The organism is Kribbella antibiotica (genome assembly GCF_004349055.1).
GTDB lineage: Bacteria > Actinomycetota > Actinomycetes > Propionibacteriales > Kribbellaceae > Kribbella > Kribbella antibiotica.
Genome location: NZ_SMKX01000013.1, coordinates 18,670 through 34,505, shown reverse-complemented (window position 1 = coordinate 34,505; position 15,836 = coordinate 18,670). Strand labels below are relative to the sequence as shown.

Sequence of the window (15,836 nt, the reverse complement as noted above, 5' to 3'; positions counted from 1 at the left end):
ACTGCAGTGAGCTTCGATGTTGTTGTGGTGGGCAATGGGTCGTTGGGCCTGTCGCTCGGCGTGGTACTGGCCAGGCGCGGGGTGCGGGTCGCCGTCCTCGGACAGCCGCATCGGCCGGGAGCTGCGTCGTCGGCGGCCGGAGCGATGATCGGAACGTTCGGTGAGGTCACCGAGACGTTGCTGGCGAGCGAGTATGGACGGACGAAGCTCAACTGGGCCTACCAGGCTTCGAAGCTCTGGCCGGAGTGGCTGGATTCGCTCAGCCCGGACACCGACGGCGGTGAGCTGCTGACTGCCGACGGCACTGTCGTGATGCTGAACAGCGTCGGACTCCCTGAGATCGACACCGCCAACTACCGCGCGATCCGGCGAGCTCTCGGCGAGTACGGCGAACACTTCGAGGATGTGGATCCGGAGGAGATCGACTGGCTCGATCCGGAGCCCACGGCGCGGCCGCTGCAGGCGATGTTCCTGCCGAACGAGCACGCCGTGAACGCCACCGAACTGTTGATCCGCCTCGACCAGGCTTTCACCGCAGCAGGCGGTACCTACCTCCCGCACGAGGCCGCCACCGTCACCCGCGACGGCGACCGCGTCACCGGCGTCACCCTGTCCGACGGCACTGCACTGGTCGCCGACCAGGTCGTGCTGGCCGCCGGTGCAGCCACCCAGACCGTCCTCGACACGCTCCCAGACCAGGCCGCCGTCATCCCGCGCCTGATCAGCGGGTACGGCGTCTCCGCCCTGGTCGACACCGTCGACGGGACGACCGCGAAGAGCGTGATCCGTACTCCGAACCGTGCGTTCGCCTGCGGCCTGCACGTCGTACCGCGGGGCGCCGGCCAGGTGTACGTCGGCGCAACCAACGTGATCTCGCCGGACCCCCGCAGTACGGCGCTCGTCTCGGACGTGCTGTTCCTCATGGACTGTGGAGTCCGGCAGGTCCGGCGCAACCTCGGCCGCAGCCCGTTCCGCAAGCTCCAGGTCGGCAACCGCCCGGTCGCGCTCGACGGGATGCCGCTGCTGGGTGAGACCGGCGTCGTGGGCCTGTGGATGATGACCGGGACCTATCGCGACGGTCTGACCCTCTCGCCGTTGCTGGCCCGGGAGATGGCCACTCAGCTGCTCGGCGGTACGCCGGGGATCGATCTGAACCTGTTCGCGCCGGTCCGCCGGCCGATCCAGCCGTTCAGCCGCGCCGACATCGTGAACACCACGGTGACGCACATGATGGCGACCGGGTACGAGACCAACTGGATGCTTCCGGCCGAGCTGCCGCTGACGATCGAGCACTACCTCCGGCTCGCGTACACGCGGATCGCCGACGAGTTCGACCCGGAGTTCACCCCGCCGCCGGAGCTGCTGGCCGCGTCCCGTATCCACCTGTCCATCGCCCAGTCGCTGCGCGACTATTACGCGGCCGGCCGGGCCGTCGCGGCCGTCTGATGGCTGAGAAGGAGATCACCATGGCATACGACGTGGTTGTTGTCGGCAACGGCCCATTCGGACTCTCGCTAGGTGTCGCGCTGGCGCGGCGTGGCTCCCGGGTTGCTGTTGTCGGCACGCCCTGGACACCGCCTGCTGCAGCGCTGCTCGAGACCTTCGGTGATGTCACTCCGCGACTCCTGGACAGTGAGCACGGACGCATCCGGCTGGACTGGACGGTGCAGGCTGCCAAGCTCTGGCCGGACTGGCTCGCGGGGCTGGAGGCCGACGTACTGACTGCTGACGGCACTCTGGTCGTGCTGAACACGATGGGCCTGCCGGAGGTCGACACCGCGAACTTCGGCGCGATCCGGACTGCACTCGAGCAGTACGACGAGCCCTTCGAGGCTGTCGATCCGGACGAGTTCGAGTGGCTCGACCCCGAGCCGGTGGCGCGGCCGCTCCGGGCCTTGTACCTGCCGACGGAGCATGCAGTGGACGCCACCGGGCTGCAGGCCGGGCTCGTGCGTGCGTTTCAGGCTGCGGGTGGTGAGCTGGTGGCTGAGGGCGTGGTTCGGCTGGTCCGGGCGGGTCGGGTCGACGGGGTCGTGCTGGAGTCGGGCACCGTGCTGAACGCGGCGGCCGTCGTGCTGGCCGATGACGTGCATGCTGCCGCTCTGCTGCCCGGCGAAGCCGAGACGCCGCGGATCGTCAGCAGCAGCGTCGTGTCCGCACTGGTCGATACCGACGACGGCACGATCCCGCCATACGTCGTGCGTACCCCGCAGCGCGCCTTCGCGGCGGCGACGTACGCCGTACCGCATCGGTCTGGTCAGGTACAGCTCGGCGCGACTGAGGTGGTGGCCGGATCGGCACCGGATGCACCGCCGGTGGCCGACGTCATGCATGTTCTCAATGCGGCGGCGCGGCAGATCCGTCGCGACCTGGGTGAGGGCAGCATCAGTACGCTCCAGTTGGCCGGCCAACCGGTCGCGGTCGACGGTATGCCGCTCGTCGGCGAGACCGCGGTCGAGGGGCTGTGGCTGCTGACCGGACCGAACCTCACACTCGCTCCGCTGCTGGCCGAAGAGCTCGCCACTGCAGTTCTCGGTGGCGAACCAGCTCTCGACCTGACGCCGTTCCAGCCGACGCGGTCACCGATCGACGCCCTCACCCGATCCGGCATAGTTGCTGCCACCGTCACGCACCTCCTGGCCGGGGGCTACGAGACCAACTGGATCGCACCGGTCGAGTGGCCGGCGTTGCTCGAAGCCACCGTTGTCACCGAACTACACCGGCGCCCGCCCGCGATCACTGGCGAGCTGGAGGTTCGGCTGCGGTGATTCAGCCGCGCGTACGACGCTGCAAGGTGACCGGCGGCGCGGGTGTCGTCGTGGCGCCGGGAACCAAGGCAGTGGCGAGCACGTAGCAGCGGCGTGGACTGGGTGAAGATCGAGCAGTAGAAGTTCCGGAACCGCGCTCGGGGAACGTTCCCTTGACAGGCTCGCGGGAGCCAGCCACTCTCTGAGAGAGCGCTCTCTCGGATTCCTCCGTCCGCCCTTCTGATTGGTGTCGCCCATGGCTGTTTCGTCGCGCCTGCGTGCGCGTTTCCTGATGGTTGTTCCCCTGATCGCCCTGGTGGCGGCCGGTCTTGGCGCTGGTGACGCCGTGGCCGGAGCTCAACAGCAGGACCAGGTGCTTGCTTGCGGTACGGCGAACGCTGTGCTGAACCGGCCGGCGACCGCGTCGTCCAGTGAGAACGGCGGGGTGCCCGCGTCGGCCGCGGTTGACGGGAACGCGGGGACGCGCTGGGGGAGCGCTTTCTCGGATCCGCAGTGGTTGCAGATCGACCTTGGCTCTTCGGTCAGTGTTTGCCAGGTGGGGTTGACCTGGGAGACGGCGTACGGGAAGGCGTTCCGGATCGAGGTCTCCGACAACGCTGCCGCGTGGACCGAGATCTACTCGACGACGACCGGGACCGGAGGTGCGCAGACGCTCGATGTCGCAGGCACCGGCCGCTATCTGCGGATCACCGGCACGCAGCGTGCGACCGGTTACGGATATTCGCTCTGGGAGGTCGCAGTGCGCACGAGCGACGGCACCGGCCCGGTGATCCCGCCGACCGATCCGCGCAATCCGGACTTCGGGCCCAACGTGTTCGTCTACGGGCCGGGCAGTTCGCAGACCGACATGCAGAACAAGCTGAACCAGATCGCCACCGAGACGCACACCAACCAGTTCGGCACCCAGCGGTACGCCGTGCTCTGGAAGCCCGGCACGTACACGGCCGACGTGAATCTCGGTTTTTACACGCAGGTCGCCGGTCTCGGACTGTCTCCGGACGATGTGAACCTCAATGGCCATGTCCGGGTCGAGGCCGACTGGCTGCAGCAGGGGGACAACCCGAACAACAAGGGCAATGCCACCCAGAATTTCTGGCGCTCGGCCGAGAACCTCTCGGTCACCACGCCGGCCGGTCAGATCGAACGCTGGGCGGTTTCGCAGGCAGCGCCGTACCGGCGGATGCACCTGAAGGGAGCGCCCGAGGTGCAGCTGTGGAACGGCGGCGACGGCTGGGCGAGCGGCGGGTTGTTCGCGGACAGCAAGATCGACGGCCGGGTGGTCTCGGGCTCGCAGCAGCAGTGGTTCTCGCGGAACTCCGAGTTCGGCAGCTGGGCCGGATCGGTCTGGAACATGGTCTTCGTCGGCACGAACGGTGCGCCGGCGCAGAACTTCCCGAACCCGTCGCACACGGTGGTCGGCCAGACCCCGAAGGTCCGGGAGAAGCCGTTCCTGTACTTCGATGCTGCGGGCAACTACAACGTCTTCGTCCCGGCGCTGCGGAACAACTCGACCGGTACCAGTTGGTCGCAGGGGCAGGCCGCCGGATCGTCGATCAGCCTGGCCGACTTCTATGTGGTCAAGCCGGGTGCTTCGGTCGACACGATCAACGCAGCTCTTGCTCAGGGCAAGCACCTGCTGATCACGCCGGGCGTCTACCACCTCAGTGACACGATCCGGGTCACCCGGCCCAACACCGTCGTACTGGGGCTGGGCCTGGCCACGCTGATTCCCGATACGGGTAAGGCGGCGATCAGTGTCGCCGACGTGGATGGCGTCAAGCTGGCCGGCGTGCTGGTCGACGCGGGCCCGGTCAACTCGCCGTCTCTCATCGAGATCGGTGCTGTCGGCTCGACCGCGAGCCACGCGGCGAACCCGACCTCGCTGCACGACGTGTTCGCCCGCGTCGGCGGCGCGCACATCGGAAAGGTGAGCATCAGCGTGCGGGTGAACAGCAACGATGTGATCGGTGATCACCTCTGGCTGTGGCGCGGTGACCACGGCGACGGTGTCGGCTGGAACGTCAACACTGCCGCGAACGGGCTTGTTGTCAACGGCAACAACGTGACCATGTACGGGCTGTTCGTGGAGCACTATCAGGAGTACGAGACGCTGTGGAACGGCAACGGCGGCCGCACGTACTTCTACCAGAACGAGTTCCCGTACGACGTTCCCGACCAGGCGTCGTGGTCGAGTGGCGGCGGTACCCAGGGCTGGGCGGCGTACAAGGTGGCGAACTCGGTGACGACCCACGAGGCGTGGGGTGTTGGGAGCTACTGCTTCTTCAGTCCGAACAACTCGATCGTTGCCTCGCGCTCCTTCGATGTGCCGGACACCCCGGGAGTGCGCTTCCACGATCTGGTCTCGGTCTCGCTCGGCGGGGTCGGCACGATCTCGAACGTCATCAACAACACCGGTGGTGTCGCGAACGCCGCCAACCAGCAGCGCTACGTGGTCAGCTACCCCTGACTTGAAGCTGGCAAGTACGGCGCCACCGCGCGCCGTACTTGCCGCTGTGACGCCGGCGGTCAGAGCGGGGCTCTGACCGCCGGGGATCCGTCGCCGCTTGTTCTGGTCCTGACAGTTCGCATCGTCATGGCGTCAGCGTGCGTGCATCCCACCACAGCGGTCGATTGCGTTGCAGGTTCCTGCAATTTGGTGGCGGTCGAGGGTGTCCGCCTCGGCGTAGCGGACGCCGGCGGCGAAGCGGGTCTTCACCTCGAGCACCTCCATCAGCTTGGCCACCTCGTACCTCACGGTGCGAACGCTGAGTGTCAGACGCTCGGCGATGTCCTCGTCGGTGCAGCCGTCCCCGAGCAGCGCTGCGATGACGTGCTGCCGAGGTGTCAGACCGGCGGTGTAGTGGCGGCGGAGCTCGACGGCGCGGACCGCGCCACGGCGCACCGCGTGCAGGTACTGCTTGGCCGCGTTGACGGCCTCGGTGCCCGAGATCAGCATCAGGCTCCGCTTGTCCTCCAGAACCGGGCCCTCGACGATCACCCGCTCACCGTCGAGCAGTTTGAGCTGGATCGGCCCGAAGGCCACGTGGTACGGCATGTCGTCGGCCGCGACGATGAAGTCGGTGACGGTGGGAGAGCCCTCGCTGATGTCGAAGAAGCTGGTCATCCGCATGCCGGCCGCGACCAGTTCGCTGTTGTACTGATGACTGGGCGCGAAGGACTCGACTGTCTGGTGACGGGTCCAGGTGACCGCCGTCAGCTCTTCGGCCCGCCCGCAGTGCCCCTCCAGCCAGTCGCGAAGTGCGAAGCGGTCCCTGACCACGAACACCTCGGCCTCACACGGACGCCGGGCCAGTAGGTCGTCGCAGACCCTCGCTCGGACGACCTGGAGGCGCAGGGAAGCGTCCAGGACTTCCTGGCGACTCATAGCTGTGACGCCCCGGCTGTGCATCGTGCTGTGCATGCTGATCTGGCGCATCTCTACCACCCCGTGACTGCTGAACGGCTCCCCAGCCGCCCGATATGTTCTCACGTAATGGGTCTGTCATGGCGGGAGTAGCGTGTCCGCAGCAGTCGGCTGGCTAGTGTGGAGGCGTGGAGACACTGGGACTGCCGCAAGGAATCCGGGTCTGTCTGTTCGACTTGGACGGAGTGCTCACCGATACCGCGGCTGTCCATGCCGCAGCCTGGAAAGAGATGTTCGACCAGTTCCTCCAGAGCTATGCGAAGGGCGAAGGCATCCCGTTCCAGCCGTTCGACGCCCGCGCCGAGTACGACGACTATGTCGACGGCAAGCCGCGCATGGACGGCGTCCGCGACTTCCTGACCTCCCGGGGCATCACGCTGCCGGAGGGGACACCGGACGACCCAACGGACGCCGACACGGTCAACGGGCTCGGCGACCGCAAGAACGAGGCGGTCCAGCAGCGCATCCGCACGGACGGCGTGAAGGTGTTCGAGGGTTCCCGGCGCTACCTGCAGGCCGCTACCGACGCCGGACTGCGACGGGCCGTGGTCTCGTCGAGTGCGAACACCCGCGAGGTGCTGGACGTCACCGGCCTCGCCCAGTACGTCGAGGAGATCGTGGATGGCGTGACGATCCGCACCGAGGGTCTGAAGGGGAAGCCGGCCCCCGACACGTTCCTGGCCGCCGCCAAGCGGTTCGGGGCCGAGCCGTCTGAGGCTGTCGTGTTCGAGGATGCACTGGCCGGTGTGGCGGCTGGGCATGCCGGTGGCTTCGGGCGAGTGATCGGCGTCGACCGCGTCGGCCAGGCCGCCGAACTGGCAGCACATGGCGCGGATGTCGTCGTACAGGATCTGGCTGAGCTGCTGGACGGAGGGACCCGATGATCGATCGCGGACACCACCCTGTTGAGCCCTGGCGGTTGCGCGAGACGCGACTGGCACTGGACGACCTCGCGCAGTCGGAGTCGCTGTTCGCGCTCTCCAACGGGCACATCGGCTTGCGCGGCAACCTGGACGAGGGTGAGCCGTACGCGATCCCGGGGACCTACCTGAACTCGTTCTACGAGGCACGGCCGCTCCCGTACGCCGAAGCCGGCTATGGCTACCCGGAGTCCGGGCAGACGCTCGTCGACGTGACCAACGGCAAGCTGATCCGCCTGCTGGTCGACGATTCGCCGTTCGACGTCCGCTATGGCTTCCTGACCCGGCATGAGCGCTCACTGGACTTCCGGACCGGCCTGCTCGAACGGGACGTGGACTGGACCTCGCCGGCAGGCAAGCGCATCCGGGTGACCAGCCGGCGGCTGGTGTCGCTGACCCAGCGTGCGGTCGCAGCGATCGAGTACACGGTGGAGGCGGTCGATCAGCCGGCCCGGTTCGTGGTCCAGTCCGAGCTGGTCGCCAATGAAGCGCAGCCGACGCTGTCCGACGACCCACGGGTCGCAGCGGTGCTCGACAACCCGCTCAAGCCAGTCGGCCATGACGGCGGCGACCATGGCAGCGTGCTGATCCATCGGACCACGCACAGCCGGCAGCTGATGGCAGCTGCGATGACGCACGAGGTGGAGGCGCCGACACGGTTCGAGATGACCCAGGACATCCGTGAGGACTGGGCGCGAACCACAGTGATCTGTCAGCTCCAGCCTGGCGAGAAGCTGCGCGTGGTGAAGTACCTGTCCTACGGCTGGTCGAGTCTGCGCTCTGAAACCGCGATCCGCGACCAGGTGGCGGCCGGGCTGTCCAGTGCACGTTTCTCGGGCTGGGACGGGCTGGTGAAGCAGCAGGCCGAGTTCCTGGACGACTTCTGGGACGGTGCCGACGTAGAGGTGCAGGGGCACCCAGAGCTGCAGCAGGCGGTCCGGTTCGCGCTGTTCCATGTCCTGCAGGCAGGTGCGCGTGCCGAGCGCCGGGCGATCCCGTCCAAGGGACTGACCGGTGCCGGATATGACGGCCACACCTTCTGGGACACCGAAGGCTTCGTCCTGCCAGTACTGACCTACACCATGCCGGATGCGGCAGCAGACGCGCTGCGCTGGCGGCACTCAACACTGAGCATGGCGAAAGAGCGCGCCGCCGTACTGGGGTTGCGTGGCGCGGCCTTCCCTTGGCGGACCATCCGTGGCGAGGAGTGCTCCGGCTACTGGCCGGCCGGTACGGCGGCCTTCCACATCAACGCGGACATTGCCGAAGCCGTGATGAGGTACCACCGGGCGACGGGCGACGACCAGTTCATCGAAGAGGTCGGGCTGGAGTTGTTGGTCGAGACAGCGCGGCTCTGGTCCTCATTGGGACACCACGACACGCAAGGGCGATGGCACCTGCCCGGTGTGACCGGGCCGGACGAGTACAGCGCAGTGGCCGACGACAACGTCTTCACCAACCTCATGGCGGCCCGGAACCTGCGGGCGGCAGCAGAGATGGCCGTGCAGTTCCCAGCGGTCGCTCGGACGCTGGACGTCGACAGCGAGGAAGAGGCGGCCTGGCGGGATGCCGCTGCGGCTGTCTACGTGCCCTACGACAAAGAGCTCGGCGTCCATCCGCAGTCCGAGGGTTTCACCGGTTATGCCGAGTGGGACTTCGAGGGCTACAAGGACAAGTACCCGCTGCTCCTGCACGCGCCGTACTTCCAGCTTTACCGGATGCAGGTAGTCAAGCAGGCCGACCTGATCCTGGCGGCGTACTGGTGTGGTGACGCCTTCACTGCTGAGCAGAAGGCGCGCGACTTCGACTACTACGAACGCCTGACCGTGCGTGACTCGTCACTGTCGGCCTGCGTCCAGGCGGTGATGGCAGCAGAGGTCGGTCAGCTGGATCTGGCGTATGACTACGCCTATGAGGCCGCTCTGATCGACCTGCGGAACCTGCACAACAACACCGGCGACGGACTGCACATGGCGTCGCTGGCCGGTGCCTGGACGGCGCTGGTAGCCGGATTCGGCGGACTGCGCGACCAGAGCGGCTGCCTGTCCTTCGATCCGGCGTTGCCGCAGGGCCTGACGAAGCTGTGCTTCTCGATCAGGTGGCGTGGGGTCCGGCTGACGGTCGACATCGACTCGGGGTCGGTCACCTACACGGTGCGCGACGGCGAGGACGCCAGTATCAGCTTCCAGCACGCGGGGGAGGAGCTCACCGTCACCGCCGGTACGCCGGTCACCCGGCCGCTGGCCAAGCGGGTGCCGCTCCTGGGCCGGCCGACCCAGCCAGTCGGCCGTGAGCCCCGCCCGGCCTATGCGGGCGGGGGCCACTGAGAGTCAGTTCTTGGCCGCGAGCTTTTCGGCGGTTCCGACCAGCAGCACCGAGGCGATCACCGCGGCGATGAAGCCGAAGACGTTGAGCTCGAAGATGCTTCCGGTACCGAGCAGGTTCGCAATCGTCCCGCCGATCACCGAGCCCGCCAGGCCGAGGAGCAGGGTGGCGAGCAGGCCGAGCCGCTGCTTGCCCGGGGTGAACAGCCGCGCCAGCGCCCCGATGATGAGTCCCGCGACGATGAAGCCGATCATGTGTTTTGTCCTCCGAGGTTGATCTGGTCTAAGACCAGTGTGGCGGCCGGAGGGCCACCACACAGTTGGAGATCACCCTGATCGCCCCCGGAGAGCACCCTGGGATCAGCTCGAGGCTTGAGCTTCGAACAGCGGGGTGTTCTCCTGCAGATCCGGCACTCGCTCCAGCCGGCTCAGTGCCTGTGCCATCGCTCGCTGCGCGGCCGCCTCACCGCTCACCAGGGTTTGGAAGGCCAGCTGGCAGGGACTGCCCGTCCGCAGCAGCTCCGCGTAGAACTCGATGTCCTGCAGGTCCACGCGCTCCTTGAGCAGTAGCCGGGTGGCCTTCCCACAGCGCAGCAGCCCGGCGTAGAAGGTCTGCGGCGCAGGCGTCTTCACAGCGGCGGCCTGGTCGGCCAGCGCCTTCAGGACGAAGTACTCCGCACTCGCGGTTTTCTCCCGCAGGTAGCGCACGCCGGCGACCTCAGTCGCGCTGTCGGTCAAGCCGCAGACCGCCCATCCTGGCGGCACGATCACAGCCTGCGCGGCTGGAACATTGCCCGGCAACTGCGTCTGCGGCGACAGGATGCCACTGTTCGCGACTGCCTTCATGGCCGTTGTGGTCGCAGTGTCGGTCGGACTGGCGAACGGAGCGGCCAGCAGGCGCGTGTTCCACTTCGCATCCGGTACGACGATCACTGCGAGGTTGCCGGTGTTCTTGAGCAGCAGCGAGGTCCGGGTAGCGTCAGTTGCCGCCTCTAGCCGGATACCGTCCACCGCCGTGATGGCCTGAAGCCGCCGAGTCGATTTCGTACAGTCAGTAGCGGCCGTCGGCGCAGCCGAGGGCTTCTTGGTGCTGGGTTTGGCTGTCGGCACCGGTACGGTCGGTACATCGTTTCCGACGTACTCCGAACCGACTGCGCTCGAACACCCGGCAGCACCGAGTGCCATCGCGACTACCGCGATCACTGTGGGCACGACTGCCCGTCCGCGTCCCGCCTCCACGTTGTCCCCCCTGGGTAATGCAACCGAGCCCACTAGGTCCCCACCTGCCCGGTTCAAAGCATGTGTAGTCGCAAGTGTCGCACCGCCCCGAGTCCAACGACAACGTCTGTGGGCAGCGTCCCACCCGGTACCCTGCCCTTTGATGGACCTGACGCGATCGCAGCTACTCCGCTCCCTGGTGATCCTGGGCGCGCTGATCGGCCTGTTCGCACTCCACGGACCCGGTGGCCAGCCCGAGCAGCCCGCGGCCAGCCAAATGGCCGTCACGCTGCCGCTCGATGCACATGGCGCAATCGAGCGGCTCGAGCAGGTCGCTATGACGGCGCCGCTGACGCTGGCAGTCGACACCTCCGATCACCAGCACCTGCTGGTGCCCTGCGCCCTGCTGATCGGCTCGGTGCTGTTGCTCGGCCTTGGGCTCTTGCTGACCCGCCAGCGGTTCGGTGACGTGCTCCTGCGGTCAACTGGCCGGCGCCTGCCGCGGCTGCGGGCTGTGGTTCCAGATGCCCCAGATCTGACCAGACTCTGCATCCTCCGGACGTGACGGTCAGCCGCCTTCGCTGCTGATCTCACTCGTTCACGCATCTCTGCGTGCCTTTCCGGAAGGAAGCCGTCATGCGGCTGTCACTTCGCGGCGTAGTCGCCGCTGCACTCTTCGCTCTCGTTCTGAGCGGCTGTGGTTCCGAGGAGGCTCCCAGCGCCGGGAGCCCCAGCGCCCCGGTCTCGTCCCTGCCGACGACCACACCCACCACCACACCCACCACGACACCGAGCAGTACGCCGACTCCCGTCGTACCGGCTGCTGATGTTGTCGTCGACGTGAAGATCGCCGGCGGGAAGATCACGCCAAGCGGTCAGACCGTGAAGGCGAAGACCGGTCAGAAGATCCGGATCACCGCGGTCAGCGATGTTGCTGACTCGCTGCACGTCCATGGCTATGACAAGACGCTGGAGCTCAAGCCGGGCAAGTCGGTTTCCGTGGAGTTCACGGCCGAGACCAAGGGCAGCTTCGAGGTCGAGACACATGAGAGCGGCAAGCTCGTCTTCAAGTTGCAGGTGAGCTAGTGCTTGCACTGCACGGGATCGGCGGGCGTCAGGACCTGCCGATCCCCTTCGGTCTGGCAGTGACCGGTGCGGGGATCGCGATCGCACTGTCGTTCGTGATCCTGGCCGTCGCGTGGCGGTCAGCGAAGTACCGCGGTGCCATGAGCGGTACGCCGCTCCCAGCGGCGGTGCGCACTGCACTGGACTCGTCCTGGCTGCGGTGGGCGGTCCGGCTGTTCGGTCTGGCCCTCTTCGCGTACGCCGGCATGGCTCTGCTGGCCGGAGTGGACCGGCTGACAAACCCGATCTTCGGATTCGTCTACATCCTGGTCTGGGTCGGACTCGTGCCGCTGTCACTGGTGCTCGGACCGGTGTGGCGCACCCTCAACCCACTCCGCACCCTGCACCTGCTGGTCTGCCGCGCTCTCCGCCATGACCCGCGCCGGGGCCTACTGGAGCTCTCACCACGAGTAGGAGTCTGGCCTGCTGCGTTCGGCATCTTCGCCTTCGCCTGGCTGGAGCTGGTCGCGCCAGACCGGGCAACGCTGCTCGTAGTGCAGGCCTGGCTCGCCCTGTACGTCGTCTATGTCCTCTTCGGTGCTGTGCTGTTCGGCGACCGCTGGTTCGCCGCTGCGGACCCGTTCGAGGTCTATGCGACTCTCATGGCCAAGCTGTCACCCTGGGGCCGCCGCAGCGACGGTGTGATCGTCGTACGACGCCCCCTGGAGAACCTGGACACCCTGGCCGTCCGCCCAGGTCTCGTCGGACTGGTGGCCGCGCTACTGGGCTCCACCGCGTACGACGGGTTCTCCCGCTCGAGCAGGTGGATCGGATGGGCCCAGAACTCGGGCTATTCGCAGACCCTGCTCGGGACACTGGCACTGCTCGGCTTCGTGCTGTTCGTCCTGATCACGTACTCGGCAGCAACTGTGCTGGCAGGGCGGATCTCGGACAGCTCAAGGGCCAAACTGCCCGGTCTGTTCGCGCACTCGGTCGTGCCGATCGTGCTGGGCTATGTGGTCGCGCACTACTTCACCCTGCTCGTTCTGGAGGGGCAGCGCACGATCATCCTGCTCAGCGATCCACTCAGTAACGGCTGGAACGTCTTCGGCACCGGACTGGGTGGAGTGAACGCAGGTATCACCAACCACACCACTGCGGTGGCCACCGTCCAGGTCAGCGCCGTGGTGATCGGTCACCTGCTCGGTGTGATCTCAGCCCACGACAGGGCGGTCGCGCTGTTCCCACGTGGTCGCGCACTGGCCGGGCAGATCCCACTGCTGGTCGTCATGGTCGCGTACACGATGGGAGGGCTGTTGCTGCTCTTCTCTTCGTGAGCCGCACTTGGCCGGCAGTGCTCAGCTGTCCGGCAACGAGGGCGGCGAAGACCAGCGCGAGGCCGAGGACCTGACGTGGTGTCAGGGACTCGGCCGAGAAGAGCAGGCCGAGTAGTACGCCGGTCACCGGGTTCAGTAGTCCGATCAGGCCGACGGTGGCTGCGCTCAGGTGGCGTAGCCCGGTGAACCAAGCGGTGAAGGCAAGAGCGGTCGCCACCAGGCCGACGTAAGCGAATCCGGCAACGGCGGGCAAGTCCAGCGCAGGTGGTCGGCCCTCGAAGACCATGGCGAATGGAATGAGGACCAGCCCGCCCGCGATCAGCTGCCAGGAGGTGGTGGCCAGCGGACCGTCAGCGCGGCCCCACTTCTTCGCGAGGACGTAGCCGCAGGACGACATCGTCAGGGCGGCAACCGAAGCAGCCACTCCACGCAGGTCCACTGACGACGCGCCACCGCCAAGTAAGAGGCAGACTCCGGCAAAGCCGGCCACCGCACCGGTCAGCCCGGCGGCAGTCGGCCGCTCTGACAGCAGGGCCCAAGCGAACAGCGCCATGGTCATCGGTGCGGCGGACATGATCGTGGCGGCCAGGCTGACCGGCAGTAGCTGTGCAGCCAAATAGATGAGTGCGAAGAACGCGCCCATGTTGCACACACCCAGCAGCAGGGACCGCCACCACCACACTCCCTTCGGGAGCCGACGAGCCATCGCGAGCAGGAGGAACCCCGCGGGCAGCGCGCGGAACAGAGCGCCGTACAGGGGGTATCCGGCGGGGAGGTACTCGTGGGTGACGAAGTAGTTGGTGCCCCAGGCCACCGGTGCGATCGCGGTGATGGCGGCCCACCGGTAGGTATTTTCCATGGAAGACACTATATCTTCCCGGGAAGATATACTCGACCGGTGACCAACCAAGATCACGTCGCGCGGATCCAGGCGGAGTGGCGGCTCGAGCGACCGGATGTAGACACCAGCCCACAGGGGGTGATCGGCCGGCTGCACCGGATCGGTGCGCACCTGACCGGTGAGCTGACCCTGCTGTACGCGCAGTTCGGCCTCACCGAAGGCGAGTTCGACGTGCTGGCGGCGCTGCGCCGCGCCGGAGTGCCGTACGAGCGGGCGCCGGGGGAGATCGCCGTGCACACGATGGTGACGACCGGAGCGGTCACCAAGCGCGTCGACAGGCTCGAAGCGGCCGGACTCGTTGTTCGGTACCGCAGTGACGACGACGGACGCGGCCGTGTCGTCCGGCTCACCCCAGCGGGAAAGCGGCTGATCGATCGCGCCTTCACTGCGCACATGGGCAACGAAAAGCGATTGCTGGGCGTCTTAGGTCCTGAAGAGGCAGCGCAACTGGAGGAGATCTTGGCCACTTGGCTGGCCCGGATCGAGGGCACGGCACAATAGGCGTGCCCGCGGTTCGCGAAATCTTGACCGTGGCATGACATTGCGTCACGGCATTCCGGTCCAGCAAGGGCCTCCGCACCCGGTAATCTCCTGGGTGCCGCACGCAGCAACCAGGAAGGTCAGCTTCACACCATGGGTTCCACTGTTAGTCCCGGGCGCAAATCACTGCGCGCCCGTGTGCTCGCCATGCTTCCGGGCCCGGCCCGCAAGATCCTCGGGCGGGGGAAGCGTGCCGTGAGCGAAGGTGGCAAGACGCTGGCCGCGAACGTCGACCGCAAGCGCCGGGAGGCGGCCCTGCCGCCGATCCCGGAAGCCCCGAAGTCCGAGGTCCGGTTGTTCGTCGGACCGGCCAACTTCGCCGGTCAGGGCACCACCTGGGCCCGCGCGGCCGAGCGCCACCTGGACGGCGTCAAGGCGACCAACATGCAGTACGCCGGTGGCGCGTACCGGTTCCCGGCCGACATCGAGGTCGAGCGCGAGCTGCTCGACGACCGGGTCTGGCAGGACCGCCAGGTCGAGTACCTGACCGGAGGCAGCTACACCCACGTGCTGATCGAGGCCGGTCGCCCGGTCTTCGGCACCCGCTTCGCGCGGAACGCCGTCGGCGACGTGAAGACGCTCAAGGAGGCCGGTGTGAACGTCGGCCTGGTCGCCCACGGCTCCGACGTCCGCCTGCCGAGCCGGCACGCCGAGACGCACGAGTGGTCGCCGTTCCACGAGCGGGACGACTTCTTCATCCGGCTGGAGGCGCAGGCCAAGCGTGAGGGCCTGCTGTTCAACACCTTCGACGGACCGACCTTCGTGTCCACGCCGGACCTCCTGGTCGACGTGCCGGGCGCCAAGTGGCTGCCGGTCGTCATCGAGCCGGACCGCTGGGCCAACACCGAGCCGGTGCTGGAGCGGGAGCGTCCGATCGTCCTGCACGCACCGACCAACCCCCGCTTCAAAGGCACCGAGTACGTCGAGGCGGCCATGCAGCCGCTGCACGACCGGGGCCTGATCGAGTACCGCCGGCTCACCGACATCCCGAGCGAGGAGATGCCGGCCGCGATGGCCGGTGCCGACATCGTGCTCGAGCAGTTCGTGCTCGGCCCGTACAGCGTCACCGCCTGTGAGGCGATGGCCGCCGGTCGCGTCGTCGTCGTGAACGTCGACGAGGACGTCCGCAAGCACGTCAGCTCGGTCACCGGGCGCGACCTGCCGATCGTGCACGCCGACCCGACCACCATCGGTGCGGTCGTCGAGCAGATCGTCGCCGACCGGGAGGCGGCGCGGGCAGTGGCCGCGCGCGGCCCGGAATACGTGCGTGCAGTGCACGACGGAACCATGTCCAGCGCAGTTCTCGGGACCTGGCTCACGCCGGGCGCGAGCTGATCAG

The 15,836-nt window shown here is 67.3% G+C and carries 14 protein-coding genes; 10 read left to right on the top strand and 4 right to left on the bottom strand.

Annotated elements, in window-relative coordinates; genetic code table 11:
* Nucleotides 1-6: 6 nt before the first annotated feature.
* From E1263_RS06775 to E1263_RS06765, 3 genes are all read left to right on the top strand, one after another.
* Nucleotides 7-1,446: an NAD(P)/FAD-dependent oxidoreductase gene (locus tag E1263_RS06775; RefSeq protein WP_202868754.1), complete on the top strand. Its 1,440-nt coding sequence runs from the start codon at nucleotides 7-9 to the stop codon at nucleotides 1,444-1,446.
* A gap of 20 nt (nucleotides 1,447-1,466) precedes the next feature.
* Nucleotides 1,467-2,768 (top strand): NAD(P)/FAD-dependent oxidoreductase, encoded by a 1,302-nt coding sequence (locus E1263_RS06770; protein ID WP_165956518.1) that lies wholly within the window; start codon nucleotides 1,467-1,469, stop codon nucleotides 2,766-2,768.
* Nucleotides 2,769-3,003: 235 nt separating this feature from the next.
* Nucleotides 3,004-5,235, top strand: a complete 2,232-nt coding sequence (locus E1263_RS06765; protein ID WP_202868753.1) for a discoidin domain-containing protein — start codon at nucleotides 3,004-3,006, stop codon at nucleotides 5,233-5,235.
* A 132-nt stretch (nucleotides 5,236-5,367) separates the two neighbouring features.
* Here the strand turns inward: E1263_RS06765 and E1263_RS06760 are convergent, their stop codons facing one another.
* A complete protein-coding gene (locus E1263_RS06760) occupies nucleotides 5,368-6,204 on the bottom strand; it encodes a helix-turn-helix transcriptional regulator (protein WP_132166304.1) in 837 nt (278 codons plus the stop codon).
* Nucleotides 6,205-6,320: 116 nt separating this feature from the next.
* On the opposite strand from E1263_RS06760, the gene E1263_RS06755 reads away from it, so the two are divergent.
* Nucleotides 6,321-7,076 carry a beta-phosphoglucomutase family hydrolase gene (locus E1263_RS06755; protein WP_132166303.1) on the top strand — a complete coding sequence of 252 codons (756 nt, stop codon included), beginning with the start codon at nucleotides 6,321-6,323 and terminating at the stop codon, nucleotides 7,074-7,076.
* On the top strand, nucleotides 7,073-9,439 hold the full coding sequence (locus E1263_RS06750) for a glycoside hydrolase family 65 protein (protein WP_132166302.1): 2,367 nt from the start codon (nucleotides 7,073-7,075) through the stop codon (nucleotides 9,437-9,439). Before E1263_RS06755 ends, E1263_RS06750 begins: the two co-directional genes overlap by 4 nt.
* A gap of 3 nt (nucleotides 9,440-9,442) precedes the next feature.
* Here the strand turns inward: E1263_RS06750 and E1263_RS06745 are convergent, their stop codons facing one another.
* Nucleotides 9,443-9,691 carry a GlsB/YeaQ/YmgE family stress response membrane protein gene (locus E1263_RS06745; protein WP_132166301.1) on the bottom strand — a complete coding sequence of 83 codons (249 nt, stop codon included), beginning with the start codon at nucleotides 9,689-9,691 and terminating at the stop codon, nucleotides 9,443-9,445.
* Between the two features lie 105 nt (nucleotides 9,692-9,796).
* Complete coding sequence (locus E1263_RS06740; RefSeq protein WP_132166300.1) at nucleotides 9,797-10,648, bottom strand: hypothetical protein; 852 nt, start codon at nucleotides 10,646-10,648, stop codon at nucleotides 9,797-9,799.
* Nucleotides 10,649-10,817: 169 nt separating this feature from the next.
* Here E1263_RS06740 and E1263_RS06735 point away from each other — a divergent pair, with 169 nt between their 5' ends.
* The 3 genes from E1263_RS06735 (at nucleotide 10,818) to E1263_RS06725 (ending at nucleotide 13,056) form a co-directional block, all read left to right on the top strand.
* Nucleotides 10,818-11,219: a hypothetical protein gene (locus tag E1263_RS06735; protein ID WP_132166299.1), complete on the top strand. Its 402-nt coding sequence runs from the start codon at nucleotides 10,818-10,820 to the stop codon at nucleotides 11,217-11,219.
* A 71-nt stretch (nucleotides 11,220-11,290) separates the two neighbouring features.
* On the top strand, nucleotides 11,291-11,740 hold the full coding sequence (locus tag E1263_RS06730; RefSeq protein WP_132166298.1) for a cupredoxin domain-containing protein: 450 nt from the start codon (nucleotides 11,291-11,293) through the stop codon (nucleotides 11,738-11,740).
* A complete protein-coding gene (locus tag E1263_RS06725) occupies nucleotides 11,740-13,056 on the top strand; it encodes a hypothetical protein (RefSeq protein ID WP_132166297.1) in 1,317 nt (438 codons plus the stop codon). Before E1263_RS06730 ends, E1263_RS06725 begins: the two co-directional genes overlap by 1 nt.
* On the opposite strand, the gene E1263_RS06720 is transcribed toward E1263_RS06725, so the two are convergent.
* Nucleotides 13,007-13,915, bottom strand: a complete 909-nt coding sequence (locus tag E1263_RS06720; RefSeq protein ID WP_132166296.1) for an EamA family transporter — start codon at nucleotides 13,913-13,915, stop codon at nucleotides 13,007-13,009. The genes E1263_RS06725 and E1263_RS06720 overlap by 50 nt on opposite strands.
* 39 nt (nucleotides 13,916-13,954) lie before the next feature.
* On the opposite strand from E1263_RS06720, the gene E1263_RS06715 reads away from it, so the two are divergent.
* The gene (locus E1263_RS06715) at nucleotides 13,955-14,458 is read left to right on the top strand and encodes a MarR family winged helix-turn-helix transcriptional regulator (protein ID WP_132166295.1); all 504 of its coding nucleotides are present in this window, start codon (nucleotides 13,955-13,957) and stop codon (nucleotides 14,456-14,458) included.
* A 132-nt stretch (nucleotides 14,459-14,590) separates the two neighbouring features.
* Nucleotides 14,591-15,832, top strand: a complete 1,242-nt coding sequence (locus E1263_RS06710; protein WP_132166294.1) for a hypothetical protein — start codon at nucleotides 14,591-14,593, stop codon at nucleotides 15,830-15,832.
* The last annotated feature ends 4 nt before the right edge of the window (nucleotides 15,833-15,836 follow it).

What these genes read in the sequence shown, in the direction of transcription:
- E1263_RS06770 (WP_165956518.1), top strand. Translation starts at nt 1,467, where the DNA reads ATGGCATACGACGTGGTTGTTGTCGGCAACGGCCCATTCGGACTCTCG.
- E1263_RS06765 (WP_202868753.1), top strand. Translation starts at nt 3,004, where the DNA reads ATGGCTGTTTCGTCGCGCCTGCGTGCGCGTTTCCTGATGGTTGTTCCC.
- E1263_RS06760 (WP_132166304.1), bottom strand. Translation starts at nt 6,204, where the DNA reads ATGCGCCAGATCAGCATGCACAGCACGATGCACAGCCGGGGCGTCACA.
- E1263_RS06750 (WP_132166302.1), top strand. Translation starts at nt 7,073, where the DNA reads ATGATCGATCGCGGACACCACCCTGTTGAGCCCTGGCGGTTGCGCGAG.
- E1263_RS06745 (WP_132166301.1), bottom strand. Translation starts at nt 9,691, where the DNA reads ATGATCGGCTTCATCGTCGCGGGACTCATCATCGGGGCGCTGGCGCGG.
- E1263_RS06735 (WP_132166299.1), top strand. Translation starts at nt 10,818, where the DNA reads ATGGACCTGACGCGATCGCAGCTACTCCGCTCCCTGGTGATCCTGGGC.
- E1263_RS06730 (WP_132166298.1), top strand. Translation starts at nt 11,291, where the DNA reads ATGCGGCTGTCACTTCGCGGCGTAGTCGCCGCTGCACTCTTCGCTCTC.
- E1263_RS06720 (WP_132166296.1), bottom strand. Translation starts at nt 13,915, where the DNA reads ATGGAAAATACCTACCGGTGGGCCGCCATCACCGCGATCGCACCGGTG.
- E1263_RS06710 (WP_132166294.1), top strand. Translation starts at nt 14,591, where the DNA reads ATGGGTTCCACTGTTAGTCCCGGGCGCAAATCACTGCGCGCCCGTGTG.